Origin of the sequence: Dysgonomonas sp. GY75, from assembly GCF_015234155.1 — a bacterium.
Lineage (GTDB): Bacteria > Bacteroidota > Bacteroidia > Bacteroidales > Dysgonomonadaceae > Dysgonomonas > Dysgonomonas gadei.
This window is the reverse complement of sequence record NZ_JADCLQ010000014.1, coordinates 1-11,980: the sequence shown is the minus strand read 5'-3', so window position 1 is coordinate 11,980 and position 11,980 is coordinate 1. Positions and strand designations below refer to the sequence as shown.

Here is an 11,980-nt window from a genome sequence, read left to right as displayed (position 1 = left end):
GTAGATATTCCAAATACCGCTCAGATTATCGTTCAATCAATCCAGATTTTATCCTCATAACTGTCTTTTCATCAACCCATTCAGTCGCAGCCTGATAACTGGCTGACTTATGGTCGTCCCGGCATGCTACACTCCCTGTCCAGTTAATTTCCCTTTCAGATAAGCCGGGTGATGATAGGTCATTTTCAAAGAACACTTACCTAATCCTTGCCAAAGGATATTTCTTATGCTGCCTTGACGGGCGCACCTTCCACAGATTCGAGTTCCGCCTCGAATATCTGTTGCTGCATTTCAGGTGATTGCGGTATCTTACCAAACTGGTCGTGTGTCAGGATAACGGCATCCCAAGAGTTATTCTTTATATCATTGAAGATCTTTACCCGCTTTTTGGGTGTAAAATCTTCCTTTCCGGGATACAGTATTTTGGCGTTGGGGTAAGCAGTCCTGAACGTCGCTGCAATTTCATGTACATTCGCCTTTAGCCCGACAATCATCGGCTTGTTTACCTGCCCCAGACGTTTCATTTCCATTGCGGCGCAACACATGATAAGGGTTTTGCCCGCCCCTACCTGATGATCCGCGATCCCGCCGCCGTTCTGCTTAATCATCCAGACACAATCCTTCTGTGACTGGTACAGATCGGGAATACCGAGTGCTTTTAAATCCAGACCGGGAAAAGACTGGTGCGATCCGTCGTACTGCGGACGCACAAAGCAATTGAATCTCCGGTTATACCTCTCTGCCAGATTGTTCTTAAATTCGAGGGATTGCTGATCGAGCCAATCACTAAAACCGTTACGGATTTCATCGATCTTGGTATTTGCCATTTGGATAGCCTGCCCGTCCGGTACTTTGACGTCTCTGGCTTCTCCCGTCTCCGGATCATTTACAGTAATTGTCTTGGTGATATTGGGAGTTGTATTCAGCAAAGCATGCTTTAACAGGTGCATACCTGTATAGAGCTTACTTTCACCCTGTACGGCAAACTTTTCGTTGATGATCAGGTTACTCTTGTCCGCTTTTACTGTAAAATCGTCACGGGAAGCATAATAATCTATGGTAACATCTGCTTCGAAGAGTTTACTGATATAGTCCTCATAAAGGGACATATCAATCCATCGTTCTCCGAAGTTGAAGTCAAGCTGTTCATACCTGATCGGTTCGGGAGTAGCTTCCTGTAAGGCTTTCAGCGATTCCTGTGCGGGAAGGTCGTCGGGATGATTCTGTAAATACCTTTCAATCGCTTCCGCTTTTTCTACGACATTCCCTGCTATAAAACGATCTTGTACTTCATAGTTCTGAATAAGCGGATTGAAAAAGATACGTCCATGCAGGTCGGCAATCATCTCTTCCCTGCCTTTATCCGTCATAAGGGACTCCATATAATCTAAGCGAACTTCTCCATACTTATTCAAGGATGCGATCAGGGCTTCGTCGGAAGTCCCTGCAACTTTCAGTTCGTTGGGATTGAAAGCGACAGGCCCGTGAAAGATGTCGGCTTTTAGTAGTTTGCCGTCGATAGCACGTTCAAGGGAAAGGATTTCAGTTCCTCCCGCATCCATCTTGATGACATCCAGATTTTTCTTGTCGTTCAGGTTACCGAAGCGACGGACAAAATTGTCATAGACAAGATTGAGATTACCCCTCAGAGATTCATGTACCGTCAGATGTTTCGCCTCATGATTATACAATTCATGGTAAAAGTCCCGGACCTCCATATAACGGCTGATTTTAGATCGTTGGGCAAATGGTAAGTCCAGAGGCTGGAATTCGGCTCCGTCCCGGTAACGTTCCTTTAAGTAGCCAATTTGTCCCTGATCTTCGACTAATGATCCTTGCTTATGGTATTCTTTGAGTTTACCCATAAAAGGGCGAAGCTCAAAGGAAAGTTTCTTTTCTTCCTGCCGCAAGGCTTCCTGCTGTTCGTCTTTACGTGCATCGGTAACAGGATATGTAGTTGCTTTGTTGGTACCGGAAGACTGTCCATTGGACGAAAACATACTAAGTTGTACGGGTTTTCCTTGGGGTGGTGTATTTTTTTTCTTCCCTCCCCGAACAGGTTTCACCTGTGAACGTTCTTGTTCGGTAAAACCGAACAGATCATATAAACTCATCACAGGTGCTTGTGTAGCAGGTTGTGGGTTCTCTACATTCAAAGCACTTTCACTAGCTTGTTCTTTGGAGACGGTTTCCACTTCCTTATTCCAAAATTCTTTTTCTTCGGGGAAGAAACGATCTTCGACAGCTTGCCAGAATGGGTCAAGGTCGTCCGGATAAACTGCTTTCTCCTGTAAGGAACGATCAGGATTCTTTTCTTTTACCTCTTCTTTTACCACCTCATTGAATAATATTTCTGTATGAGGTTTCGTTTGCTTTTGGGTAAGAGTACGATTGTTGTATAAATCCAGATTCAGATAGCTTTTAAAATCGCTTTCCAGCATTTTTTGCATACTTTCAGCCATCCCTTCAACTCCGCCTTCATGGACAAAAACCTGTGCAGGCTTACCATATGGGTCAGTGCCGATGGATGCCTTGGTATGTACTACTCTTCCATTATTATAAAAGTAATCATTCGTATAGATGCCCGTCAGTTCGGATTGGCTTGTGCCGACAAAGAGATTCTCCCAGAAACTTAGTTTCGGATCTTTACCTGTATTTTTCTGCAATATAATCAGGTCGCTGCCGACTTCTGTTCCTGCATAATCGGTAAACAGGTTATTCGGCAGGCGGATAGCCGATACCAGATTCGTATTCTCCATCAACCATTTACGTACCGGTGTATTGTTCGGAGAGTTCATTACTCCTTGTGACGTGATAAAGGCAAGGATACCCCCCTCCCGAAGCGACTCAACCCCTTTTATAAAGAAATAGTTGTGTATGGCACGGGTAGAATCCCTATGAAGTTGGTCTTGCTTCATAAAGGCTGCATCGAAAACATTCATCTCGCCGAATGGGATATTACTTGATACCATATCGAAATAGTTATTATAACGGCTTTCGATGGTTTCAAAGCCTTCAATATTTACCTTATGCGCGGGAGTGAGCGCCGACAGCATCTTTCCGGTCAGAATATCCTTTTCAAAGCAGATCAACTCATTTTGATGGTCTGCTGCCTGAAAAAAGGAATGGACGAATTCGCCTGTTCCTGCCGACGGATCGAGTACACGCATCGGAGTGATGCCGCTGTCCCGTAATGTTTCAGTCAAAGTATTTACAATATCGGGTGGAGTATAGAACGCTGTCAGCACAGAATTTTTAATGCTGTTTATATAGCGTTTATACTCATTCTCATTTGCTGTACTTTCTTTCAATACACGGTGAAGGCCAGCAGTTAAAGGAAAAAGATCCAGTTCTGATTTTGCCCAATACGCGGTATCAGCCAGCGAGTTTGCAGGATTCAGGACACATTTAAGTCCCCCGAATCCTGCATATTGCTTCAATAAAGATTGCTCCTCTTTCGTTGGCTGACGTCCTTCCTTTTCCAATATGAACACGGTTTTGATCGCATCTATATTAGCTTTCAGGCGTTCTTTCTTATTGTAAGCCATTTTCTTCGATATAGAGTGAGACAAAACCGGTTAATTCAGTATAGAGCAGTTCAAAATCGGGAGAGTTTAAAAAGTCGTCGGATAACTCATACTTTTCCCGGAGATCGTAACAGCGTGGCAATAATAGCAGGGCGAACTCCCTGGCCTGACCTTCGGGAATCTCTGTGGAAAACTCATTCCACTGGATAGTTATTAATGTATCGAGTAGAGAGAAGTGCAAGCCTTCATAAAGGACATTATTAGCCACCTCTTCTGCATAGATGTGGCTAAGTCCTGACTTTATCGCTTCACTATAGGCTTCGGCAGCAGAATTGCTCCGGGATGTGATTAGATCAAAATCTGATAATAATTCGGGATGTGATTCCTTTAGGAAGGAAAGAAGGGACAATCTGTAATAAGACAAGCCCCGGGATTGTTCTAGTTTCATATCTTTATGGATTTTGAGGCATAGCCTCTCTGGTTATGCAAAATTTACGATTACAAAAAATATAGGAGAATACCTGTAGTTTGAGGGAACGGGAAGTGTTTGAAATGTAAAGCACCCGGAGATCCCTCTCCGAGTGCACCACTAAAAATCCATAGTTAAAACAAAAAACAATTTCGTAATGACTATGATTCTTAGTGGCAAAGATAATGTTATTTGCAAAAAACAAACAATAACATGAACAGAGGTTTATCTTTTTCCGCTCTTCTTCTTCCCTGTATTGTCAAACTCAAATACGGGTTTTAGTGTATCATCCAGCCGCAGGTAGGCCTCAAATATCTTTTCCGCTTTACTCCTGAACCCTTTGATCAGGGAGGTTTTACCTTTTGTCAACAGGTCAATAAGATTTTTGTCACTCAGGTCTTTGCCGCTTTTATTGCGGAAAATAACATAGCCGCAATCTTCATTTTTACATTTAGCGACCTTTGGATATAAGATAACACTCTCTTTCCCACATTTGGGGCAAGGATATCCGGCTTTATCGTCTTTATGTTCCAGATGCATCGTTAAAAGTTCGGATGTGATTTGTCCGGCATAAACTTCAATCCCTTTATGGAAGTCAGCGGCATTCATCCCTCCTATGGCGATTTTATTCAGAGCATTTTCCCATGATCCGGTCATGGCTACATCGGCTATTTTCTTGTCTTTGACTGCCAGATAAACGACTAATCCCTTGTTGGTCGGGATAAGGGATTTTTTATCTCGGACGATATATTCTCGGGAAAAAAGTGTTTCAATGATAGCTGCACGGGTAGCGGGTGTTCCGATCCCGGATTCTTTCAGGGCTTCGCGTTCGGCTTCATCCGTAAGTTCCTTTCCGCAGGTCTCCATTACCGAAAGTAAACTGGCCTCCGTGTGTAACGGGCGGGGCTTGGTTTGTTTTTCGAGCGTATCGGTCGAATCAATATTCCACCGGTCGCCTTCGTTGAGAGGGGGCAAAGTACTGTTTTCTTCCTTCTCGTTCTCATCTGCCATTATTCCGCTGACCGATCTCCACCCTGCCTGATTGATGATGGCCCCTTTGACTAAGAATATTTTTTCCTGTACCTCGAAACGGACAGAGGTCTGTTCTTTAATGCAGGTGATAGAGAAAGCCTCCAGCATCCGGCAGAGGATCATTTCGAAGATCAGCTTCTCGTCGCCTGGAAGGCTGCCCGGCTTATTTCCTGTTACAATGATGGCATGGTGGTCTGTTACTTTTGCATCGTTGACACTTCGTTTATTCAGGTCGTTCAATCGTTTCACGGATTCACCATATAAAGGATGTTCACTGAAACCGGAGAGTAATTTGGGAACAGTCTCGAATACATCTTCAGAAAGATAACGGCTTCCGGTACGGGGATAGGTTATCAGTTTTCCTTCATATAGCTTTTGTGCAATAGATAGGGTCTTATCTGCGGAAAAAGAATGTTTGCCGTTGGCTTCCTTCTGTAAAGCCGTCAGGTCATAGAGAAGCGGTGGTTCTTGTTTTACCGTTTTCTTCTCTATGGATTTTACAGTTGCGATTCCGTTTTGTGATATATCTTGCGTAACCTTGTCCGCATCTATACGGTCATTATATTTATCCTCGGAGACAGGGGTTAATACATTACCGTCTTTTGACAGGCTGAGTTTGTGCTGCCAGTATTTCTTCGGCACAAAATCTTTATTTTCAAGATAGCGTGAACAGACCATTGCCAATGTCGGTGTTTGGACACGCCCTAAAGACCAGACACCTGATCCCGCTGATATGGACAAAGCTTGTGAGGCATTAATACCCACAAGCCAGTCGGCCTGACTACGGGCTTTGGCGGAGAAATAAAGTGTATCGTATTCCGTACCCGGGCGAAGGTTCTCCAGCCCTCCACGGATAGCCTGATCCGTGAGTGAACTGATCCAAAGGCGGTCGAAAGGCTTGCTGCATGACAGATAATTATAGATATACCTGAATATCAACTCGCCTTCGCGTCCCGCATCGGTAGCGACAATGATACGCTGGCTCTTATCGAATAATTCACGGATGACTTTGAGTTGCTTCATTGCTCCCGGATCGGGTTTGTATTCTTTCCCTTCTTTTATCTGGCGGGGGATCAGCTTAAAATCTTCCGGCAGGATGGGCAGGTTCTCTTTTTGAAAACCTTTGATACCGTACTCTTCAGGCATGGCAAGTCCGATCAGATGACCGAATGCCCAGGTTACTGCATAGTTATTACCTTCCAGATAACCGTCCTTACGGGTGGTTGCTCCAACGATAGCCGCTATGTCACGGGCTACCGATGGCTTTTCTGCTATGATTACTTTCATGTTTATTATGGATTTTGAGGCGCAGCCTCTTTTGTTATACAATAGTTACGACAACAGGGGATTATTCTGTTAAATGAAATAACCGGAACGATCTACATTTTCACGCCACCGCTTTTCTTGACGGTACGGGCCGGACGCTGCGTTTCCTTTTGCTTTTCCGCCTGTTTCTCTGTCGGTGAATTTTGGCCCTGCTTTATCGGATCTTTTACATTTTTCAGGCTCTCGCTGGTCTTACCTTCTGAATTGACGGCAACTTGTGTCTTATTTGCTTCGGCAGGTTTTACCTCGGCTCCCTGAGATTTGGCTTTATCGGGATTCCATTTGAAAAAGTCGAGTTTGCCTTTTTCTTCATTTACCTTTACATAAGCATTGAAAGGCTGATCCTGTCCGTCTTTCATCATGCCCTGAACATATATGGCTTTTCCTTCGCCAAGCGAGGTTTGTTGTTTATCATCCAGATCTACTCCTAACAATTTTGTAGGAATACGGACTTTCTGCTGCGGCTCCTGATTTTGGGATTGTTGGTTTTCCTGCTTGTATTTATTCCGGTCCAATCCGTCATAAGAGAAGTCAAGAGAGCCTTTTGCCGCATTGAATTGGACATAGCCATCGAAAGGTTTGCCATTCTTTGATGTCATGCCTTCGACTAAAGTTTTCTTTCCTTCATACAATGACTGTAATTGTTCAGAGGAAAGGGGGGCTTCTTTGAGTGTATCCTTAAATGCTACATTGGCTACAGGCATTGCTTCCAGACGGTTTGTTACTTTATCAAGAGATACGAAAGAGGGTATTTTCTCCCCTTTGTCTCCTGTAAGCTCAATGATTCTTCCGGCATTGGATGTTTCAAGCAGATTCTTTTTGTCTTCTTCCGTCAATGTGGCTCCATGAAAAGGTATATCCAAAGTCGGGGCAGGTTGGTAGCTGTCTGCTTTCAACCGGATACTGCCGTCGGGATTTTCATCAAAGGACAATCGTGCCTGTACCTGAAATGCAATCCCTTCGAAAGTGGGGTTTACTTGTATCAGATTCGGTGATTTATGCCAGTTGAGCATAGCTTTGAGGTTTCCCTGTGCTTCCAGCATTTCGCGGGTAACGCCGAGTTCCTCCAATTGCCTCCAATTGATACGGCTTTCATCTACAGGCTTATACTCCTGAGACTGGTCCTGTGTCTTTTGTTGTTTGTTAAAATCCTCCGGATTGACACGGCTTTGGGATAAAAAGACGGAATTACCATCTTCATCTTTAAACATTTCCTTTAAGGCGGAAGCGATGTTTTCGATTTTTTCAATCGGGGAGCGGAAGAAATTGAAATGGGTCGGGTCTTGGAATTCCCTCTTCAAGTTAGAAAAAAAATTCTCCAAAACACCTGCTTTCTCATCAATCTGGATAAATTGCCCTTGATTGGCTTCTTTTGCATCAACGGCATCAAGATTACCTGTGTCGTCCACTCCTTTTACTGCTTTTACTTTGTTGCCGTCACTTTTATTGACGACCAAAAGCGTTTCTTTGTTTTTTAATTTTTCGTCCATAATCAGTCGTTTAATTATTGCATCAATACGAATGCAGGACGAAAATAGGCAGATAAGAATGTCTTTGTTTTACATAGTAATTAGCTGGTAGTGAGTGGCGTTGAAATGGAATAGTTTGGCTTTGTACTAATGAAAAGCAACGGTCTAGCGAGGACAACTACTGTTTGGATATACTTTTGTAAAATATAAGAGCCTGTTTAAATTTATCGATTCTATTTTTATAGTAACTATTTTCATCTTTGTCATCCTCTATTTGGCTCTTTTGGGCATCTTTTTCACTTTTTCCTCTTGGCTTAACCCGGTTACTGAGGGTGACGCGTTTTTTATAGAGATAGTATTTTATATCCGATCGCCGCAGTACTTTGTTTACTGTATCTGGCGGTAATATCCGGATATATAAGCAACGGGTTATCAAACCGAAGCTCTCGGTGGGGGGACTGTTTTTTTACGTTTTCATTAGCCGGGGAGCGTCTTGGTATAATCGTTTTCAACTGATTACAGATAGCTTTTTTCCGGTAAATGTTATATCTGGCCTTTATTCGTTATTTTCGGATAGTTATTTTATTGAAAGTTTGACAGGTGTTTTTACATTTGTACTGATAACGATAAAGAGCCTGTTTAAATTATAGAGAAAATAGTATTAGAGGTTCCGGCAAATAATTTCTGGCAACTTTTTTATGCTCTTTTTAGCTTATTTTAATCTTTTTCCTGTTGATTCGGCCTGCTGAATCTACAAGAAAAACATCTATCTAAAAACAGATATGAAAAATTATTGCTATAAAATACAAACAGACTCGTGTCGATAAAAACAAATACTAACCAATTATGGCGACATTCAAATTCATCTTACGGCATTCCTCCCGTGGGAGCTCCCATTGCGGTAGCCTTTGCGTGCGTATCATCCATTCACGCAGGGTCAAGGTACTGACCGTACCCATCAGCCTTCACCCCCATGAATGGGATGGAGAGTCCCAACAAATCCGGCTGCCCGGTCACAGCGCGGAGCGTTACCCGTATTTAAGCAAGGCCGCCGACATGCTGAAGAATTATCATCAGGAGTTCGCAGAAATAGCCTGTCGGCTGGAGAAAGCGGGGCGTTATACGGTTGATGACATCCTGCATAACTACCGTTGCGGCCATAGCCCGGCCGGCCTTTACGGCTTCGCCGACCTGCAGGCCCGTCAGTTGCTTCGTAGCGGTCAGGAGCGTACCGCGCGTGCTTACCGCACCGTCAGCCGCGGGCTTATCCGCTTCAATAAGGGGCATGATCTCCCCTTAAGCCATATCAACGCCTGTATGATGAAAGAGTTCGAGACCTACCTGAAGGAGCGGGGCAAGGCGATGAATACGATCTCCTACTATATGCGCGTGCTGCGCGCTATCTACTGGAAGGCGGTTAAAGAGAAAGTGACCGAGCCCAAACGTGATAATCCTTTTGAAAATGTATTCACTGGCTTCCAGCAAACCCGCAAAAGGGCGTTGGATATCGATAGCCTCCGCGCGCTGAACAGCCTTGATTTTTCCACTTTGCTGGAACAGCAGAGCCTGGCTCCCGTAAATACGGGTAAGCAGCCCAAAGAAGTCCCGCAGGAGGGTAAAGCTGTAGACAGCGGCCTTTATACCTCGTGGCGCTACTTTTTCTTTTGTTTCCATGCCCGTGGGATGAGCTTTGTCGATATGGCTTACCTGCGCAAGGAAAATATCCGCCAGGGCGTGATCAGCTACTACCGCAAAAAGACCGGCCAGAAGATCGAGGTGACGCTCACCCCGTCCTTACAGCGTCTGATCGACAGCTTCAGCGGCGAGGTCCGCCACAGCCCCTACCTTTTCCCCATCATCCGGGATGCGTGCAGGCCCGCGCGCCTGCAATACGAGAACGGCCTTCGCCTGCAGAATAAACGCCTGAAAAAGCTGTCCGCTTTAGCGGGTATCGGAGGGAAGTTATCGACCCATGTCTCTCGCCACAGCTGGGCTACCACCGGCAAGAAACAGAACCTGCCGCTGTGGGTTATCAGCGAGGGGCTTGGCCACTCCTCGGAGAAGATGACCTATACCTACCTGGCCTCCTTCGACCGCTCGACCCTGGACCGTGCCAACGAGCAGATCGCACTGGCCCTGTCAGCCCCGCCGGCCGTTACCGGCGGCTTCGCCCCTTTGCAGGGCTGACAGGTTTCTTAGCCTTGACAAACAAAAGCTATGCATCTTAACAAATAACTGACTGCTGTATTTATATAGCGGCAGATTTTTTTTTGTTTCTACCTGAATATAAAATATTTATTTTATATTTGCAATCATATTTTAACTGAAAAGCGGAAAAGAGGGGCTAATTTGGAGCCGGATCACACAAAACTGAACATTTTGCGTTAATTTTACTGTTTAGTCTGAACACCTGACACTTACCAAGTGCCGGAACCTGTTTGTTTAACGCATATAAACATATGCAAAAGTAAACGTTATTTCATCAAATTTGGGTCAGATATAGTTACCCATTTTTCTACTTGTATTACCTATTTCATAACCGGCGCGGTTCAAGTGCCTGATCGCACCCGGAGGATCGCCCAGATGCTGCTTACAGTAGCGGTTGAAAGAAGCCTTTGATGCGAAGCCGAATTCGGCTCGCAACTCGTTTAGCGACTTGTCCCCCGCGCAGAGGGCATGGTATATCTTTTTTGCCTTATGGTCGTTCATCCATTTGTATCCGGAGGTATTGAACACCTTCCTGAAACGCTTCTCCAGGCCTGACAGGGACATATCCATGGAAACGGCCAGTTCGGAAAGGGAGTGGTATTTGTGGTAATTGTTCATCACATAATGAGAGAATCCCGCGTCGCGGCTAAGGGCTTCGCTGAAAAACAACCCGAGCTCCCTTTGCGGATAAAACTCCCCGAACAGGTAGAGCAGCTCATTTATCTTCATCTCATTATAATACCTGCAGCACAGCTCCTTTGATATACAGTACACCAGCATATCCGCATAGCTTTTCAGCGCCCCGTTCAATTCCAGCAGGTAAGGGGAATCCGTTCCCATATCCAAAGGCGCCTGCATTTCCAACGTCCAATTTACCAGGTCCTCCAGTCTGTAGCCGTCGCAGAACTGCAGCTTGCAGTCGAGGCGTATGAACAGGAGGCGGGCCCCAGCTTCGGCCCTGTAACTCAGGTTATAGTCCGCGGGCAGGTAAAGCGCCTGTCCGCTGCGCATCCTGCGGTTGTTGTACATCCCGAAGGAGTAGGTGACCTCCCCCTCGAGCAGGAAGATAATGATATGCTGCACGGACTGCTCAGTAAGCAGGATGCCTTTGCCGGCTTCTTTCATTTCAATGGACGGGTTTGCGCCTTTGTCGCAGTTCAGGCAAGTCCGGCAGGAAATGTGTTCGTTAAGGTGTAATAATTCCATATTCAATTGGTTTTGAGCATGTTTAATCTATGTTTAATGATGCTTTTGCTGTGTAAAGCCAGTTTCAATCCTAAGAAACGATTGGTTGCCAATAAGTTATCAGGTGCGCGCCTCCCCGTTTTCCTTCCGGTGGAGGCCCGCATGTTTAACAATTTGTATCATAAGCCTGCTTTAATTTTTATTTTATATAAGTTAATGTGTTAATATCTAATGCGTTAAAATTCCTTTCAAAGCCTTATCCGGCACTTGGTAAGTGTCAGATAATTTAACGGATGGATCGTATAGGTTCGAACGATCCGGAAACGGGAGGCAGTCGATCATCCTTTGGTTCATTCAGGAGGGGTTGATTCGCAGAACACAGTAACAAGAGGCAATAAGGCAACAGATGAAAAGTTTAACAAAAACGATACAGACGGATATGCGGGGACCACTATTTCCCGGAAGCGGAAGACGCAGGGCTGACCGGCCTTTGAGCCGGGTTTTCTTTCGTACCGGAAGCGGTTTATCCCTGCGCACATACGTGAACAATACTACCCAAGCTTTCCAAACTTGGACATTAACTACAAGACGCACATTATTATTCCTGATGGCCGCCTTGCCGTCATCTCCTTTATCTCCCTTCTGCGGGGATGGCCGGAGCCGGATTCACCGCCGGGCCGGAGGGGAGTGGACGGCAGGACGGACATTGACGTGCCGCGGGGAAGCTGCCGGGTGTATAAAAAATAAATATATACAATACTTTA

Annotated in this window: 7 protein-coding genes; 2 read left to right on the top strand and 5 right to left on the bottom strand. The window is 45.1% G+C overall.

What is annotated here, in order from left to right:
• Positions 1-224: 224 nt before the first annotated feature.
• The 4 genes from IR083_RS09075 to IR083_RS09060 all read right to left on the bottom strand — a co-directional run bounded on the left by IR083_RS09075 (position 225) and on the right by IR083_RS09060 (position 7,844).
• Positions 225-3,548, bottom strand: a complete 3,324-nt coding sequence (locus IR083_RS09075) for an N-6 DNA methylase (protein ID WP_194224052.1) — start codon at positions 3,546-3,548, stop codon at positions 225-227.
• Positions 3,535-3,975, bottom strand: a complete 441-nt coding sequence (locus IR083_RS09070; RefSeq protein ID WP_194224051.1) for a DUF1896 family protein — start codon at positions 3,973-3,975, stop codon at positions 3,535-3,537. Before IR083_RS09070 ends, IR083_RS09075 begins: the two co-directional genes overlap by 14 nt.
• A 246-nt stretch (positions 3,976-4,221) precedes the next feature.
• Positions 4,222-6,315, bottom strand: a complete 2,094-nt coding sequence (topB, locus tag IR083_RS09065; RefSeq protein ID WP_194224050.1) for a type IA DNA topoisomerase — start codon at positions 6,313-6,315, stop codon at positions 4,222-4,224.
• Between the two features lie 92 nt (positions 6,316-6,407).
• On the bottom strand, positions 6,408-7,844 hold the full coding sequence (locus IR083_RS09060; protein WP_194224049.1) for a DUF4099 domain-containing protein: 1,437 nt from the start codon (positions 7,842-7,844) through the stop codon (positions 6,408-6,410).
• Positions 7,845-8,669: 825 nt separating this feature from the next.
• Here IR083_RS09060 and IR083_RS09055 point away from each other — a divergent pair.
• Positions 8,670-10,010 carry a site-specific integrase gene (locus tag IR083_RS09055; RefSeq protein WP_194224048.1) on the top strand — a complete coding sequence of 447 codons (1,341 nt, stop codon included), beginning with the start codon at positions 8,670-8,672 and terminating at the stop codon, positions 10,008-10,010.
• Between the two features lie 306 nt (positions 10,011-10,316).
• Here the strand turns inward: IR083_RS09055 and IR083_RS09050 are convergent, their stop codons facing one another.
• Positions 10,317-11,237, bottom strand: a complete 921-nt coding sequence (locus IR083_RS09050) for a helix-turn-helix domain-containing protein (RefSeq protein WP_194224047.1) — start codon at positions 11,235-11,237, stop codon at positions 10,317-10,319.
• Between the two features lie 385 nt (positions 11,238-11,622).
• Between IR083_RS09050 and IR083_RS09045 the strand changes: the two genes are divergently transcribed.
• On the top strand, positions 11,623-11,980 hold a 358-nt coding region (locus IR083_RS09045), incomplete at its 3' end, for a hypothetical protein (RefSeq protein ID WP_194224046.1).